The sequence below is a fragment of the Pseudomonas sp. MWU13-2100 genome, assembly GCF_023242365.1.
Classification (GTDB): domain Bacteria; phylum Pseudomonadota; class Gammaproteobacteria; order Pseudomonadales; family Pseudomonadaceae; genus Aquipseudomonas.
The window spans coordinates 145,901-162,339 of sequence record NZ_JALLIX010000004.1; the positions used below are offsets into that span (position 1 = coordinate 145,901).

At 61.5% G+C, this 16,439-nt stretch carries 13 protein-coding genes; 4 read left to right on the forward strand and 9 right to left on the reverse strand.

The annotated features are described in order from the left end of the window. Positions 1 to 3: 3 nt before the first annotated feature. The 5 genes from M5B99_RS04780 to M5B99_RS04800 all read right to left on the reverse strand — a co-directional run bounded on the left by M5B99_RS04780 (position 4) and on the right by M5B99_RS04800 (position 6,615). A complete protein-coding gene (locus tag M5B99_RS04780) occupies positions 4 to 1,107 on the reverse strand; it encodes a WD40/YVTN/BNR-like repeat-containing protein (RefSeq protein ID WP_248802894.1) in 1,104 nt (367 codons plus the stop codon). 69 nt (positions 1,108 to 1,176) lie between these two features. Then, on the reverse strand, positions 1,177 to 2,538 hold the full coding sequence (locus M5B99_RS04785) for a DUF1329 domain-containing protein (protein WP_248802895.1): 1,362 nt from the start codon (positions 2,536 to 2,538) through the stop codon (positions 1,177 to 1,179). Between the two features lie 15 nt (positions 2,539 to 2,553). Then, positions 2,554 to 4,203 carry a DUF1302 domain-containing protein gene (locus M5B99_RS04790; RefSeq protein WP_248802896.1) on the reverse strand — a complete coding sequence of 550 codons (1,650 nt, stop codon included), beginning with the start codon at positions 4,201 to 4,203 and terminating at the stop codon, positions 2,554 to 2,556. Positions 4,204 to 4,304: 101 nt separating this feature from the next. Continuing rightward, the gene (locus M5B99_RS04795; protein WP_248802897.1) at positions 4,305 to 5,072 is read right to left on the reverse strand and encodes a coniferyl-alcohol dehydrogenase; all 768 of its coding nucleotides are present in this window, start codon (positions 5,070 to 5,072) and stop codon (positions 4,305 to 4,307) included. Between the two features lie 67 nt (positions 5,073 to 5,139). Next, complete coding sequence (locus M5B99_RS04800) at positions 5,140 to 6,615, reverse strand: benzaldehyde dehydrogenase (protein WP_248802898.1); 1,476 nt, start codon at positions 6,613 to 6,615, stop codon at positions 5,140 to 5,142. Between the two features lie 291 nt (positions 6,616 to 6,906). On the opposite strand from M5B99_RS04800, the gene M5B99_RS04805 reads away from it, so the two are divergent. Continuing rightward, on the forward strand, positions 6,907 to 8,679 hold the full coding sequence (locus M5B99_RS04805; protein WP_248802899.1) for a sigma-54-dependent Fis family transcriptional regulator: 1,773 nt from the start codon (positions 6,907 to 6,909) through the stop codon (positions 8,677 to 8,679). Positions 8,680 to 8,868: 189 nt separating this feature from the next. Further along, positions 8,869 to 9,480, forward strand: a complete 612-nt coding sequence (locus tag M5B99_RS04810; protein ID WP_248802900.1) for a TetR/AcrR family transcriptional regulator — start codon at positions 8,869 to 8,871, stop codon at positions 9,478 to 9,480. Positions 9,481 to 9,496: 16 nt separating this feature from the next. Here M5B99_RS04810 and M5B99_RS04815 read toward each other — a convergent pair whose 3' ends face one another. The 3 genes from M5B99_RS04815 to M5B99_RS04825 all read right to left on the reverse strand — a co-directional run bounded on the left by M5B99_RS04815 (position 9,497) and on the right by M5B99_RS04825 (position 13,359). Next, on the reverse strand, positions 9,497 to 10,600 hold the full coding sequence (locus M5B99_RS04815) for a polyamine ABC transporter substrate-binding protein (RefSeq protein WP_248802901.1): 1,104 nt from the start codon (positions 10,598 to 10,600) through the stop codon (positions 9,497 to 9,499). 39 nt (positions 10,601 to 10,639) lie between these two features. Further along, a complete protein-coding gene (locus M5B99_RS04820; protein WP_248802902.1) occupies positions 10,640 to 11,977 on the reverse strand; it encodes an alginate export family protein in 1,338 nt (445 codons plus the stop codon). A 119-nt stretch (positions 11,978 to 12,096) separates the two neighbouring features. Beyond that, positions 12,097 to 13,359: a serine hydrolase domain-containing protein gene (locus tag M5B99_RS04825; protein ID WP_248802903.1), complete on the reverse strand. Its 1,263-nt coding sequence runs from the start codon at positions 13,357 to 13,359 to the stop codon at positions 12,097 to 12,099. Positions 13,360 to 13,603: 244 nt separating this feature from the next. On the opposite strand from M5B99_RS04825, the gene M5B99_RS04830 reads away from it, so the two are divergent. Next, complete coding sequence (locus tag M5B99_RS04830; protein WP_248802904.1) at positions 13,604 to 14,647, forward strand: aromatic ring-hydroxylating oxygenase subunit alpha; 1,044 nt, start codon at positions 13,604 to 13,606, stop codon at positions 14,645 to 14,647. After that, a complete protein-coding gene (locus M5B99_RS04835; RefSeq protein ID WP_248802905.1) occupies positions 14,644 to 15,594 on the forward strand; it encodes a PDR/VanB family oxidoreductase in 951 nt (316 codons plus the stop codon). Before M5B99_RS04830 ends, M5B99_RS04835 begins: the two co-directional genes overlap by 4 nt. Positions 15,595 to 15,597: 3 nt before the next feature. Here M5B99_RS04835 and M5B99_RS04840 read toward each other — a convergent pair whose 3' ends face one another. Beyond that, positions 15,598 to 16,428: a phosphodiesterase gene (locus tag M5B99_RS04840; RefSeq protein WP_248802906.1), complete on the reverse strand. Its 831-nt coding sequence runs from the start codon at positions 16,426 to 16,428 to the stop codon at positions 15,598 to 15,600. Positions 16,429 to 16,439: the final 11 nt, after the last annotated feature.

The window sequence follows — 16,439 nt, forward strand, 5'->3', positions numbered from 1 at the left end:
GTTTCAAGGTTTGCCGGAGGCCCGCGAATCCTGGTCGGCGGCCACGCCAGTCAAACCGACACTGGCCAGACTGCCGTCGGCTGCCTGTTGCACGGCCGCGACCGTCGCGCCGTCGCGGCTCTGACGTTTGTCGAAGCTGCGACCCTGGTCATGGCTGAGCAGCAGTTCCCCGCTCTGGCTGGCCAGCAGCAGGCTGCCATCCCGTAGTTCGATGGCACTCGCCAGCGTTGACTCGACACCGGTGTCGAGGCGTCGCCAACTGTTGCCACGGTTATCCGACCACCAGGCGTTACCGCGCAAACCATAGGCAATCAAGGCGCCCTCACGGGTGCCGAGCAGGCCGAAAAAACTACCTTCATAAGGTGACTTCAGGGCCTGGAACGAATCCCCGGCGTCGCTCGAACGCAGCAACAGGCCTCGCTCGCCTACCAGCAGCAGATCGTTGCCTGCCGCACGAATGCCGTAGAAGTTCAGGCCTTGTGGATTGTCCACATGCCACATCCAGGGCTGCCAGCTTCGCCCACCGTCGTCGGTGCGATAGATCTGGTTGTAGGCGCCGACGACGTAGCCGTGCAGCCGATCACTGAAGTACAGATCGAGAAACGGCTTGTCCGGTCCGTCACCCAGTAGATGCCGGGCCTGCTCCAGGTTGCTGGCACCACGCGGTTGCTCGGCATCGCGCTGCGCGGCCTGCACCGCCAGCGCGGCGGCAGCTTCGCCGTCGAGCTGTTTGTGCCAGGTTTCACCGCCGTCCTCACTGTGCAATACCACCCCCAGATGACCGACTGCCCAACCCTGCCGGGCATCGACGAATTGCACCGCCGTCAGGCTGACGTTGACCGGCACACTGGCCTGACGCCAACTTTTCCCCGAGTCGTCCGAGAGCAGCACGATGCCGCGCTCACCGACCGCCACCAAACGCTCCCCGGCCCGGGCCAAGCCGAGCAATACCGCGCGCGGGGCCTTGGTGGTGGGCAGTGCCGGTTGCTGCAGTACCGCAAAGGTCGCGGCCTGCGCTGCAGTGGACATGCTCGCCCACAGGTACAAGACCAAGGCACAGGGGCCCCATCGCCGGCCAATACGCGCAAAGATTCTTTCAACATTCATATTTTTATCCTGCTTGGAAAGTCACTGGCGACCGTGACGGGCTGCTCGCCCGCCACGGCTGCCCGTGGTTCAACGCATGTTTTCGTTGGCCATGGCGTCCGGCGTGAAGAAGGAGGCAGAAGGTTTCGCGACTTTCTGGTACTGCACCGCCAGGTCATTGCTCGATGAGTTGAGGAAGTAGGCGCCGGTGTCGAGGTTGTAACTGCCCCACATGACCTGCGCGGTCAGCACCGGCAAGTCCGGCGCCAACAGCGTCAGCGAATACATCTGGCGCCCCAGCTTGCCCTGGGCGTCATAGCCGTCAGCCATCAGGATCTGCCAAGAGTCCTCGTCGATGTAGTAGGTCCGACGCGGCACCACATGACGCTTGCCGGATTTGAGCGTGGCCTCGACCACCCAGACCCGATGTTTCTCCCAGCGCACCAGGTCGGGATTGAGGAAGTTCGGCTTGACCAGATCATCGCTCTTGGCCAGGCCGGCGCGGTTATTGTTGTAAGCGACGATCAGTTCTTTCTTGCCCATCAGCTTGAGGTCGTAGCGGTCGGTCGGCCCGAACAGCATGAAGGCTTCGTCGAACAGGCCGACACCAGAGGTGACGAAGTCCGGGGTGTCATAGGCAATATTCGGTGCCCGGCGCACCCGGCGCTGACCGACCAGGTACTGCCAGGCCGCACGGTTGGCCGGGTCCAGGTCCCAATGGGTCATCAGGCCTTCACCAGCCTTGGACGACGGCAGCTCGGTGAACAGTTTGCCAATCAGGTATTTGCCGGAGAAATTTTCCGGGCTGCCGCTTTCGATGTAATAGGGAAACTGGTAGGTATACAGCGCCCGGGTGGCCTGGACTTTCTTGCCGCCCGCGGTCATCAGCCAGGTGTCGAAAGGTGAACTGATGGTGTCACCGCCCTGCCAGGACAATCGGTAGTTCCACAGGACTTGCGCGCCGTTGTCGGGAATCGGAAACGGGATACCGCCATAGGCGCCGGTGACTTTCTCGCTCTCGACGTCCAACGTGGCACGGACGGCATTCTTCGCAGTATTGTCATACACCCATTGCGGGGCGGCGGCCGAACGGTGGGTCGGATAGACGTCCAGGCGATAGTCCGGGTATTTCTTCAACAGAATCTTGGTGCCTTCGGCCAACTCGTTGGCGTACTGCGCCATATTCGCGGCCTTGATCGAGTACAGCGGTTTCTCCCCGGCGAATGGATCGGCACGCTTGTCACCAGCTTTGTAGCCGGGCGCGACCTGGGTATAGCCGCCATTCCAGGCCGGGATGCTGCCATCGGCGTTGCCGGCGCGCTCGCCGCCAAGGGGTGTCAGTTCGGATTTCAAGCGGGCGGCCTGTTCGGGCGACACCGCCGCCTGCGCCAGGCTGATGCCGGCCAGGGCCAGGGTGAGGACGCAGGTATTGAGAAAAGCGTTGTTCTGCATGGCGAATCCACCTTGTTAGAATGAGGTTTTCACATAGAGCGAAACGAAGTCGCGGTCGGCCAGCGATTGCCCGTAGCTGAAATTGCCGTCCTGACGCAGCCCGGCTTTCGGTGCGCCGAAGAAGTTCACGTAGTTCAGGCCGACATCCCAGCGCTGCAGATAGGTGGCCTTGAGCCCGACACTCCAGTCGCCGGAGTGGGTATTACCGAAGCCCGATTTGTTCACCGCCGAAGAACGTCCGTCGAGCACCACGCCCATGCCGATCGGCACGGTCAGGTCGACCCCATCGACAATCTGGAAATACGCCGGCTCCACCAGCACCCGCAGCGCCGTGGCATCGCGGGTGGTGTTGGAGTCCAGGGCCGCAGCGTTCTCGGTGATACTCAGTGTGCGGTTCCAGGCCAGCTCGGCCAGGGCCGAGCCGCCATCCCAGAAGGCCGTCGGCGACAACAGATAGATCGCCGACAGGTTGGCGTGGGCGGTTTTGCCGCGGGCAAACAGCGAGTGGTCGCCGCCGTCCGCCAACATGCCCGGGGTCACCACTTGCAGATTGCTCACCAGCGGCGCATTCCAGCGAATCGAGGTTTCACCGGCAAAGTTGAACGGGCCCCGGGCCGTGGAGAAGCTCATGCCAGCCGTGCGGATATCTTCGGCGTAGACCTGACGATAAGCGCCCAGGATCGGCAACCTGCTGGCCGCGGCGGCCGGGCCGTCGAGGTAGGCGTACAGGCCGATCGGAGTTTTGTCGTGATATTGCGCGGCGTAAAAACCCAGTTCCAACTCGGTCCCGCTCGGTTTGAAGCGAATCTGCATACCGCCCTGCCCCGAGTTTTTCGGTTTCAGATCACCCGCGTTCACCGTGTCATTACCGAACACCTCACGCAGCGAACCGCTGCCGTAGCCGATGGCGTCGGTATCGCTCAGGTAGCTGCCGGCACCCGGCAGGTTGGAGCGCTCCCACTCGAACTGGTAGTAGGCGCCCACCGACAACTGCGGGTTGATCTGCAACTGCCCGGAGATCTGGTTGACCGGACGCAGGATCTCCTTGAACTGGGTCCCTGGCACACTGAGCAACTTGACCACATCGGTCGGGCCCTGGGCATTGGCGATACCATTGCCGCCATAGAACAGGCTTTCACCGTAGACCAGGCTATGCCGCCCCAGACGCACCACGCCCTGGGAGTCTTCACCGAGATCCCCCCGCAGGAACACGAAGGCATCAAGGATTTCGGCGTCGCGACCATTGAGCTTGCGAGTGTCACTGAGGAAATGCGGTTGTTCGCTGCTGTCGGTTCCCTGGTTGTAGATATCGTCGTACCAGGCCGCGCCGCTCACCCGCAGCCCGTAGTTCTGCCGACTGAGGTCCATTTCGGAAAACAGGTCCAGGCGGTTGGAAACCAGGCCGGTGCTGAAATTTTTATCACCCTGGCCCTGGATCGAGGGGTACAGGCCGTTGGCGGTTGGTGCATTGGTCAAGCGGCTGTCCTGCCCCTGCAGACGCCAGGCCTGGCTGTACTTGATGGTGTTGTCCCAGCGCAGTTTCCAGTCGGAATCGCCGAGATCCAATTGCATCGCCTCGGCCCTTTCAAGCATCGCGCCTGCGCTGCATAACACCAGAAACAGGGCACCGTGCCTGAAACGAAAGCCACCTGTTACGTTGTCCATGGACGCTCCTCATTATTTTTATTTTTGGCATGGCTTTGCACGTATGGCGCCAGCCAACACGCTCGGGTAGCGGCCTGCGCCGCTGTTTACGGGTTTGTGTTTCAGATGTAGGTAGAAGCCAATCCGCCATCGACGGCCAGGTTGACGCCGTTGATCCAGCGCGACTCGTCGGCACACAGGAAAGCGATCACCGCCGCCACCTCATCGGCATAACCGGGACGCTTCATGCGATGGGCATCGGCCTGGGTCCGGGCCTCGCCGAGCATGCTCACGAAGTCGCCGAGGATGGGGGTGAACACCGGGCCTGGCGCCACGCTGTTCATGCGCACCGAATGCTCGAGAAACCAGGGCTGGGCCTGCAGATAGTTCCAGACGATCAAGGCTTCCTTGAAGTACTGGTAGCAGGTCTGGTCCGGGACCGGGTGCCCGGCCAGCCAGGCTTGCGCGGCGGCAAAACCCTCGATGCGCGCCAGCTCCTTGTGCAGCTCCAGGCGCAGCGGCCACTCGGCACCAAGGATCGAGGCGATATTGACGATGCTGCCCCCCGCCGTGATGCGCGGCAGCAGCGCGCGGCTCAGGTGACGCAAGCCGAGGTAGTTGACCTGCGCCAGCAGTTGCGGGTCGGCGGTACCCGGGACTCCGGCGATATTGCACAGGCTATCGATCCGTGCGGGTAGCTGCGGTAACAGCCGGTCGATACTCTCGGCGCTGCTCAAATCGCCCAGGACAAAGCCATCCAGGGTCATGTGCGGAGCCTTCAGATCCACGCCGATCACCTGGGCGCCGTGGTAGCGCAGCAGGCTTGCCGTGGCGGCGCCGATACCCGAGGAGACCCCGGTCACCAGCACAATCTTGTTATCAAGCTTCATGTTGTGTCCTCTTATTGTTTTTGTGTGTTCACCAGGCTGGCCGATCGCTCGCGTCGGCCTGTCTTTCTCAGAACGGGTAGCGCGGCGCGGTGTCCTTGACCGTCACCCACTGCCATTGGGTGTATTCGTCCCAGTCGGCCGGACCACCCACGCTGCCGGCATTTCCCGAACTGCCACGCCCGCCGAACGGATTGATGCACTCGTCAGCCACCGTCTGGTCGTTGATATGCAGCAGGCCGCAATTGAGTCGCTCGCCCATCGCCATCGCGCGTCCGAGTGAAGGCGAGATGATTCCCGCCGACAAGCCGTACTCGGTGCGATTGGCCAATTCGATGGCCTCCTCGTCGTTGGTGAAACTCACCACCGTGGCCACCGGGCCGAAGATCTCCTCGTCGAACGCGCGCATGCCCGGACGCACGCCGGAAAGCACCGTGGGTTGGTAGAAGAGCTGGTCAAACTCGCCACCCGCCTCCAGCCTTGCCCCCCCCCTCAAACTGTCCGTGACGATTTCATGCACGCGTTGCAACTGGCGCTGGTTGATCAAGGGCCCGAGCACCGCCTCGCCACGAGCGGCATTGCCGACCGTGATCGTCCGGGCTTTTTCGGCCAAGCGGCGAACCAGCTCCTCAGCAATCGATTCATGGACCAGGATGCGTCCGGTGGCCATGCAGATTTGCCCCTGATGCAACCAGGCGCCCCAGGCGGCATTGCTCGCCGCCAGATCGAGATCAGCGTCTTCGAGAACGATCAGCGAGTTCTTACCACCCAGCTCCAAGGCCACTTTCTTCAGATGACGACCCGCCACCTCCGCGACCTTGCGACCCGCGGCGGTGGAACCGGTGAACGCGATCATCCGCACATAGGGGTCGCGGCACAGCGCCTCGCCGGCCACTGCCCCGCCCGGCAACACCTGCAACAGGCCTTTGGGCAGGCCGGCAGCCTCGAACAGCCGGGCAATGATGAAACCGCCACTGACCGGGGTTTGCGGATCGGGCTTGAGCACCACGGCGTTGCCGGCCGCCAATGCCGGTGCCACCGAGCGCAGTGAGAGCACCAGGGGGAAGTTGAACGGCGAGATCACCCCGACCACGCCGTGGGGCAGGCGACGGGCATAAGACAAGCGCCCTGCCTCACTGGGCAGAACCAGACCATGGGGTTGCGACAGCAGACCGGCGGCCTGATGCAGCAGGACGATCGCCTCCCGGACCTCATGTTCGCCCTTGAACAGACTGCCGCCACTTTCCCTGGCGATGTACAGCGCCAACTCGGCAAAGTGTTGCTGGGCCAGTGCGGCGGCCTTGCGGAAGATCTCCGCACGTTCCCGTGGCCCCAATGCCGCCCAGGCCGGCTGCACGCGGGCAGCGGTGAGGCTGGCAAAGGCGATGTCAGCCGCATCGGCCAGTCCGGTAATCGTCAGCACTTCACCGGTGGCCGGCTCACGCACACTATTGCTGCCACCCAACGGGCGTATCCAGTCGCCGGTGAAAATGCGCTCACACCACAACTCGTCCTGCAGGAAATCAGAGGGTTCACTTACCGCCATTTCGGCCTCCCGGCTCTTGTGTTTGTCATCGCCCGACGCAGCCTCGCCGAAGCGCTGAAGTCGTCTGCGTGGTGAAAGCACTAGAGCAAGGGCCATGCCGATTTCCCGCGCTCCGTCGCTCTTTGGACAGCGAAGGCTCTGGCTTGAGGGTTCGAGAGAGGAACCCGCGGATCGAACAGCAGCACCGGCGCGGGCCCGACACGGCGGTACTTGTTCAAATGATAAAGTTATGCTTAATAACTATTTCGACGTTGATCATTTCGATCAGTCAACGCGCTCAGGGGCATAACAATGAACAATCCCCATTCGCTGTTCCCGGATCTCGCGATGCTGGAGGAGCATTTTTCTCCCCGAGGAGACAGTACCCAACTGGTCGAGGGCAACTCACCGACCCTGGCCGAGCTGACCGAGTGCCTGTTCTTCTCCCCGGTCGACGGGCGCATCTGGCTCAATGACCAGCGCATGCTGCTCTTGCACAGTTCATCCTTCGGCGCGTTACGTCGGGAGATCATTGATCGCCAGGGGCTGGAACAGACCCGTGGCCTGTTTACCCGCACCGGCTACCTGTCCGGCGCACGAGATGCCCGACTGATCCGTGAGCGCTGGCCGGACGCCGAGGCCGCGGCGATTTTCTCCGCCGGTACGCGCCTGCATACCCTAGAAGGCATGACCAAGGTCGAACCCCTGCATTTCAAGTTCGACGCCGATTCCGGCTTTTACCAGGGCGAGTTCCTCTGGCATCACTCCTGCGAAGCCGACGAACATATCGCTGCCTACGGGATCGGCCAGGACCCGGTGTGCTGGACCGAACTGGGCTATGCCATCGGTTATGTCAGCGGGCTCTTCGGGCGCCTGGTGATCTTCCGCGAAACCGAATGCCGGGGTATGGGCCATGAAACCTGCCGCGTGGTCGGCAAGACCGCCGAGCAATGGGGCGATGTCGAGCAGGACCTGAGTTATCTCACCGCATCACCGGCCTACTCCCCTTTGAGACAGCGCCAGACCCCGGCCCCCGCGCCCCAGGATGACAACGAAGTGCCCGGCGGGCCCAAACCCATTGGCGCCAGCGCCGCCTTCAATGCCGCCACCCTCGCCTTGCAACGCGTGGCGCCGACGCCGGCAACGGTGCTGTTCAGCGGCGAATCCGGGGTCGGCAAGGAGCTGTTTGCCCGCCAGTTGCATCAGTACAGCCCACGCCATCAAGCGCCTTTCGTGGCTCTCAACTGCGCCGCAATCCCGGATAACCTGATCGAAGCGGAGCTGTTCGGCGTCGAACGTGGAGCCTACACCGGCGCGACCCATTCGCGCCCCGGACGCTTCGAACGGGCCCATGGCGGCACCCTGTTTCTCGATGAAATCGCCAGCCTCAGCCTGCCCGGACAAGGCAAGTTGCTGCGAGCCTTGCAGGAGCGTGAGATCGAACGCGTCGGTGGCGGTCAGCCGATCAAGGTTGATGTGCGGGTGGTGGCGGCTACCAATGTCGACCTGCGCAAAGCAGTAGCGGCCGGAGAGTTTCGCGAGGACCTGTTCTACCGCCTGAACGTCTTCCCCATCACCCTGCCGCCGCTGCGCGAGCGACGCGACGACATCCCGTTGCTGATCAATGCGTTCCTGCGGCGCTTCTGCCTGGACTACGCGCGCAAACCCGCCGGGCTGACCATGCGTGCGCTCAAGGCGCTGCTGCGCTACGACTTCCCCGGCAACGTGCGGGAACTGCAGAACCTGGTGGAGCGCGGCCTGATCGCCAGCGAAGATGGCCAAGCCATCGACCTGGTCCACCTGTTTCGCAACGAGCCCATCCCCCGGGAGCTGTACTCTCTGGACGATAACGGCAGCTTGGCGGCCATCGACCAGAGTCCCACCGGCACACAGCCGCGCCCGGCCTTGCTGGAAACCCTGACCCGGCTGGAACAGGGTTTCTCCATCGAAGGCCTGGAGTCACGCCTGATCGACGAAGCGCTGCAACACAGCGCGGGCAATCTGGCGGCGGCGGCGCGCCTGCTGGGGTTGAGCCGGGCGCAGTTTGCCTATCGCCTGAAGAAGTACCAACAGGCATCGACCTGACTCAGGCCCGCGCCTCTAGACTCAACCACCCGAAGTTGCCTCAGCTCGCGCCGGAACCGGCCAATTGATAGTCCTGTGCCGGGCCTGGAAGGCAAGTGTGGATAAGCTTTATTTAATAAAGTATTTTTGCGACAAAGATAATCGATTATCCTGCAGGCTTTCTTACCTGCCTATCCAGAAGGACCTCCCGTGACTGGACTGCGTGAACGCCAAAAAGCCCTACGCCGCCAGGCCATCAGCAAGGCGGCAGTGGAGCTGTTCGAGCGCCAGGGTTTCCAGAACACCACCATCGAACAGATCGCCAACCAGGCCGGGGTCTCGGCACCCACGGTGTTCAAGTACTTCGGCAACAAGCAGGAAATCATCCTCGAAATCCTCCACGCCGCCGACCAGCGTGCCCTCAAGGACACCCGCAGCCAGATCCCCGAAATGGATGATCCGGTCGACACGTTGTGCTACCTGGAACAGCTCTTGACCCGCTACGCCCTGGAAGTCATGCATCCCAGCCTCTGGCGTGAACTGCTGCCTTTGATCCTGTTTGGTGGTGACAACGAACTGCCCGCGGGCTACCGCGCCATGAACGATGCGTTGCGCGCGGAAATCAGCGGCCTGCTCAGGGACCTGCAACAGGCCGGCAAGCTGCGCGCCGACCTCAACGTCGAGACAGCCGCGTTCCTGCTCAATGACTATGCGCACCTTCAGTTGCTGCGCCTGGTCAACCAGGCGCAGCCGGACCTGGAGTCCCACTCCAGCCAGGTACGGCGCATTACCGCCCTGCTGTTCCAGGGCATGCATGCCTGAGCGGCAGCCGCGTTGATCAGCGATTGGTCTTGATGTTTGTCCAGGTACGGGTGCGAATCCGTTCCATGGCTGCCGGCATGGGTTGCAGGGCGAACAGCGTTTTGCGCGCCGCGTCCGGAACATACATATTGGGGTTGTTACGGATGTCGGCATTCACCAACGTGGTAGCGTCCTTGTTCGGGTTGGGGTAACCGATCTTGTTGCTGATCCGGGCGATCACATCCGGTCGCAGGATGTAGTTGATGAACTCATAGGCCTCCTTGGCATTCGGTGCGTTGGCCGGCACCACCATCACATCCGACCACATCGGCGCACCTTCCTTGGGTAACGCCATCTCGACCTTGACGCCCTTGCCGGCGGCATCGGCCAGTTGCTTGGCCAACGCCACGCCACCCGACCAGCCCACCGCAACGCAGATATCGCCGTTGGCCAGGTCCATGCCATAGCGCGACGAGTTGAAGTAGGTGATGTAAGGACGAATTTTCATCATCGCCGCCTGAGCCTGCGGATAGTCCTCACGTTTCTGGCTGTTGGGATCGAGGCCCTTGTAGTGCAAGGCGATGGGCACGATCTCGTTGGCCGCGTCGAGAAAGCCGACGCCGCAACCGGCCAGCTTGGCGAGATTCTCTGCCTTGAAGATCATGTCCCAGCTGTTCATCTGCACATTGGCACCCAAGGCCTGCCGGACCTTGTCGACGTTGTAGCCGATCAGGGTGGTGCCCCATAGGTATGGCGCCGCGTAGCGATTGCCGGTGTCGCCTACCGCCTCCAGGGACTTCATGAACTCGGGGTCCAGGTGCTGCCAGTTGGGCAGTTGGCTGCGGTCCAGAGGTTGGATGGCACCGGCCTCGATCAAGTGGCTGATATTCGAGCTGCTCGGGTACACCACGTCATACCCGGAATTGCCGGTCAGAAGCTTGGACTCCAGGGTCTCGACACTGTCGAAAACATCGTAGATCGGACGGATACCGGTTTCCTCCTGAAAACTCTTCAGAATCTCCGGCGGCAGGTACTCGATCCAGTTGTAGATCCGGACCGTCCGCTCTTCAGCCAGACACAAACCACTGGCCAGCAACGAAACGACAGCACCCAGCAAGGTGTTACGCAAAAGACGGTTCATGATGAAACACTCCAGCGCGGCCGCGAAGGCTCGCGGCACTTAGTAGCGGTAGGTGAAATACAGTTCCAGCGCGCTGAATTTCTGATCGTCGCCGAACACTTGCCTGGCTGCCGCCAGCGGCTTGACCCAGTTATAGGACAGCGAGGTGGACAATGACTTCGAAGTGGCCCAATCCAGGAAGATGACACTCTCGTCGGCAAACCGCCGATCATTGACCGCTGCGCCCTGGTAGTTTTTTTCATCCAACCAGAACTGGTAGTGAATCGCACCCAGGGTCAGGGTTTCGTTGAGATGGGTCTTGAGCGAAAACTGTTGAACATTTTCGTTACTATTGAACAGCAGGTAGTTGCCGACCACATCGCCAATCAACCAGGTGCTCCAGTCGACGAAGCCCTTGCTCAGCGGATCCCAGGCCTTCTGCCGATTATCGGTGAGGTTGTCGTCGCCGGAGAAACTCGCATAGCGATAGCCGATGACCGGGGTCAGTGGCAAGGTATTGAAAGCGTAATCCGCCTGGCCATACCAGGCATTGGCATCATAATCGACGCCCTCGCCACTCCCCCGTTCCAGGGCATATTCGCCATTCAGGGTCAGGTTCGCTATGCCCGGCACCTTGGCATTCAGCGCCCTGAGGTTGTACACCAGCATCCCGTCCCGGCGTTGAGGCAGGGTGCTGCCCTTGGGGCCCAGCGCATTGACCTTCATCGCCATGGCCCCCAGCGTCACCTGATCGTCGAGGTTGTAATCCAGGTTGACGCCCGTCATGCGAAAGTCCCCCAGGTCGGCATCGGTACGCAAGGTGAAGGCCTGGGCCTTCACGGCCGCATGCTCCCAGGCCAGGATCGCCGAATCCCTGAAAGCCGTTCTCGGGGCAAGCCAATAAGCACCATCCTTTTTCTGGTCGAGGTTGCCGTCCATGACGATGAAGCCGGTGCCGATCAGGTAGTTCTGCCGACCAGCAGTCAAGGTCCACTCGCCGCTGCGAAATCCACCGTAGAGCTCTTCTGTTGCCACCTTACCGTCGGAACTACGGGTGAAACCACCGGCATCACCATCGCCCAAGGTCTTCGCCGCCACCAGCGAGCCACCGCCCAGCAGGCTGAAGTCCGGCTGCACGGCATACTCCAGCTTGACCCCGGGTTTTACGTAGAACTCCTGCCAGTCAACGCTGCTGCCGTCCCTCCGACCATTGCGGATATCAACCCGGCCGCGACCGAAGTTGACATTGCGGGTGAACAGCGTAGCCCCGCCCGCCGTGAGGTTGACCTCACCCTTGAGGTCACCATCCTCGAAGGTGTAGCCCGCCAGCGCCGCCTGGGTAGCCAAGGGTAACCCGACTGCCAATAGCGTTCGGGTAAAACGCATCATGGGAAACATAGTGAAGCTCCTGTGTGATTTATTGTTGTTACAGGGCAGATGAACGGCGGCGCAGTACGCCGCCAAGACCCCTTCGGGTCGGATGAATCGACAGGCAAGGTTGTTGTTTTAAGGGAACTTCAACGACTCAGATGAGTGGCGATGGCGCGCAGCATGCGCACGCTGTCAGCATCGAATGGACTGACGGCATCGACCAGCGATGACTGCTTGACGATCACCACGCCGGAGCACTTGTCGACGAACAGGTATTGGCCATGAATCCCGCCCGCCATAAGCGCCTGGCTGTGGTCGTTGAAGACGTACCACTGGCTGCGATAGGAAGCCCCGGGTGTCCACTGGGAGAAGTCCGGGTCCGCAGCGTAGAGCGCGGGATCGGAGCCGGCGGCAATGCGCGCGACGGTCTCGCTCGACAGCAACTGCAAGCCGTCGTGGCGGCCATCGTTGGCCAGGAGGCGACCGAAACGGGCCATATCCCGCAGGGTGGCGCTGAAACCGGCACCGGCAACACTGCGCCCCCAGGGGTCGGCCATGAAGTAGCCGTCGCGCTCACAACCCAACTGGCTCCAGATCTCTTGCAGCAACTGGTCGCAGGCCTTGCCCGAGGCACGTTCCATGACCCAGGCCAAGGCTTCGGTAGTGGCGGTCACATAGTGGAAAAAGCCACCATGCTCACCGCGCTTCTGCAGGGACGGCAGGTACTGGTATAGCGACTCGAACCGGGCATACCGTGCCGGTGCCGGCTGGAACCCGCAGGCGTAGCCGTACTGCGAACTCTCGGAGTCGGGATCGTCATAGACCTCGCTGTAGTCGATGCCCACGGCCATGTCGAAGAGCTGCCGCACGCTGGCATCGGCAAACGCGCTGCCCTGCATCTCCGGCACGTAATGCACCGCGGGCAATGCCGGGTCGAGGAGTCCCTCGCAGACCAATTGCTCGCCCAGGGCGCCAATCAGCGACTTGGTGACCGAGAACATGACGTGCCGGTCCTGCGGTTGCTGGCCGTTGAAGTACCGCTCGAACAACACCGTGTCGCCCTGCATGACCAGGAAAGCATCGGTGTGACTGGCCACCAGGTGATCAATAACGCTGACGCCCAGACCGCATTCGCTGGCGAAATGCAGCTCATCCAGCGCCAGCGGCGCCTCCTTCAACACACTGGCCGGACCTGTACCGGCCTGCACGTCGACGGACGGACGCAGGCGTGCCAGGTTGCGAAAACCCCACTGGTTGAATGGCGGATGCATCCAGTTGGACCAGGTGACACGGCGTTCTGGTTCGGCCGGAAAGCCTTGCATGAGTGACGGCGCGATACGCTCACCGGCTGAAGACTCATTGGTCTCGACATAAAGACCGGCCAGCAAAGGCAGGTGGTTCTGACTCATCGGGTTGACCCTGGAAATGACTCTGCGTGAGAGCAGATGCAGGCAAATAATTAACCGAGACTATTTGTTTAGTCAATAAAATATTTAATAAGATCAATTAAAGTCTCGACACCGCGCGGCGCAGATACTCATCAAATGATTTAATGGATCCACTAAAAATAAAAATGGCATTTTTTATTTGACTTGATCGTTAAAAACAAACCTAATGGATCCACTAAAGACAAAAAAAACTGGGAGAATCGCCATGTATCTCAAGAACACCTGGTACGTCGCCTGTACGCCTGATGAGCTCGACAAGCCCCTGGGCCGTCAGATCTGTGGTGAAAAGATGGTTTTCTACCGTGGGCATGAAGGCCAGGTGTCGGCCGTCGAGGACTTCTGCCCCCATCGCGGCGCTCCGCTGTCACTGGGATACGTCGAAAACGGCAATCTGGTGTGCGGCTATCACGGCCTGGTCATGGGTTGCGATGGCAAGACCGTGGCAATGCCGGGGCAGCGAGTCCGGGGGTTCCCCTGCAACAAGACCTTCCGCGTGGTCGAGCGCTATGGATTTGTCTGGGTCTGGCCCGGCGATCAGGAACAGGCCGACGCAGCGCTGATCCCTCATCTGGAATGGGCAATCAGCGATCAGTGGGCCTATGGCGGAGGCCTGTTTCATATCCAGTGCGACTACCGCCTGATGATCGACAACCTGATGGACCTGACCCACGAAACTTACGTGCATGCATCCAGCATCGGCCAGAAGGAAATCGATGAGGTCGCGCCGATCACGACGGTCGAGGGCGACGAGGTGATCACCGCCCGCCACATGGAAAACATCATGGCACCGCCCTTCTGGCGCATGGCTCTGCGCGGTAACAATCTGGCCGACGATGTGCCGGTGGACCGTTGGCAGATCTGCCGCTTCAACCCGCCCAGTCATGTGCTGATAGAGGTCGGTGTGGCCCATGCGGGCAAAGGCGGTTATCACGCCGATCCGCAGTTCAAGGCGTCGAGTATCGTCGTCGACTTCATCACCCCGCAAACAGAGACTTCGATCTGGTACTTCTGGGGGATGGCGCGCCACTTCAACCCGCTGGACCAAGCCCTGACCGCGAGCATCCGCGAGGGCCAGGGGAAGATTTTCAGCGAAGACCTGGAGATGCTCGAGCGCCAGCAGCAGAACCTGCTCGACCATCCTCTGCGCAACCTGCTCAAGCTCAATATCGACGCTGGCGGCGTACAGTCGCGCCGGGTCCTGGAGCGTCTGATCGCTCGGGAACGCGCCCCACGGGAGTCGCTGGCATGATCGAGGTGCGGGTGGTCTCGCGCCACAACGAAGCCCTGGACATCTGCAGCTACGAGCTGGCCAGCGTCGATGAACAAGCCTTGCCGGCTTTCAGTGCCGGCGCCCATATCGACGTGCACCTGCCCGGCGGCCTGGTCCGGCAATACTCCCTGTGCAACCATCCCGAAGAACGCCACCGCTACCTGATCGGCGTGCTCAAGGACCCAAGCTCCCGGGGCGGTTCACGGGTCATGCACGAGCAGATCGAGCCGGGCACTCAGCTGTCGATCAGCGAACCGCGCAATCTCTTTCCGTTGGTCCATGAGGCCAGGCGCAGCCTGCTGTTCGCCGGTGGGATCGGCATTACCCCGATCCTCTGCATGGCCGAACGCCTGGCGCACAGCGGCGCGGATTTCGAACTGCATTACTGTGCCCGTTCCCGGGACCGCGCGGCCTTTGTCGAACGTTTGCAACACGCGCCATTTGCCGAGCGGGTGTTCCTGCATTTCGATCAGGAACCCGAGACTGCACTGGATGCGGCCAAGGTCCTGGCCACGCCTGAACACGACACTCATGTGTATGTGTGTGGCCCCGGTGGCTTTATGCAGCACGTGTTGGACACGGCCAAGGTCGCCGGCTGGCAGGAGCCATGCCTGCATCGCGAGTACTTTGCCGCCGCCCCCATCGACACCGGCGCCGACGGTCGTTTCTCGATCAAGCTCGCCAGCAGCGGCCAGCTCTTCGAAGTACCGGCCGACAAGAGCGTGGTACAGGTGCTGCAGGACAACGGCATCGAGATCGCCATTTCCTGCGAACAGGGCATCTGTGGCACTTGCCTGACGCGAGTCCTGGAGGGCGTGCCGGAACATCGCGACCTGTTCCTCACCGAGGATGAACAAGCCGCCAACGACCAGTTCACCCCTTGCTGCTCGCGCTCGAAAACACCGCTGCTGGTGCTCGATCTCTAGTGATCAGTCAATCAATCCGTGAGCGTCATAAAACGGATAGGGTCCGGGATATTCGCCAAACACGCCGTTATGGGTCACCAGCGCCTGCTCATGCCAGTGATGCAACAGATACCCCGGCGGTTCCAGATTGAAATGCGCCGGGGCGGTTGGTTGCAGATCCAGCACGATTTGATGTGAGGTGCCGGGGCACACACAAATCAGGCTAGCGCCGAAGCGTCGCTGCATCGGCCGATGCAAGTGCCCGCACAACAAGCGCTCCACCTGCCGGTGACGGGCGATGAGCTGCTCCAGCGCCGGCGCATTGATAAACGGCTCGCGGTCCATATGGCCAATGCCGCTGATAAACGGCGGATGATGCAGAACCAATAGCGTCGGAGCCTCGGGACGACGGGCCAGCTGTTCATCGAGCCAACGTAGCTGGCTGTCCTGCAACTGGCCGCCATGGGCACCGGGCACGCTCGTGTCCAGACCGATAAGCCGCAGCGGATGATCCTCCACCACCCAATCCAGTGGTTCACCGGCCGACCTCGGCAGGTAGGTGTGGTCGGCGAATGCCGCCAACAAATGTTCCCGATTGTCGTGGTTACCGGGCACCAGGTAGAAAGGCATGCGCAGGCGTGCCAGTTCGGGGCGCAGCACGGCATATTCATCAGGACGCCCGAAGTCCACCAGATCGCCACTGACTACCACGATGTCGGGCCGCGGATGACGGGTATTCAGATGATCGACCGCGCGCCGCAACGCACCCAGGGTATCGACGACGCCATAACTCAGCCGCTCAGCGGCTTTGAGATGCAGATCGCTGATCTGCGCAATGAGAAAAGGAGGGTTCAAAATAAGCTCTC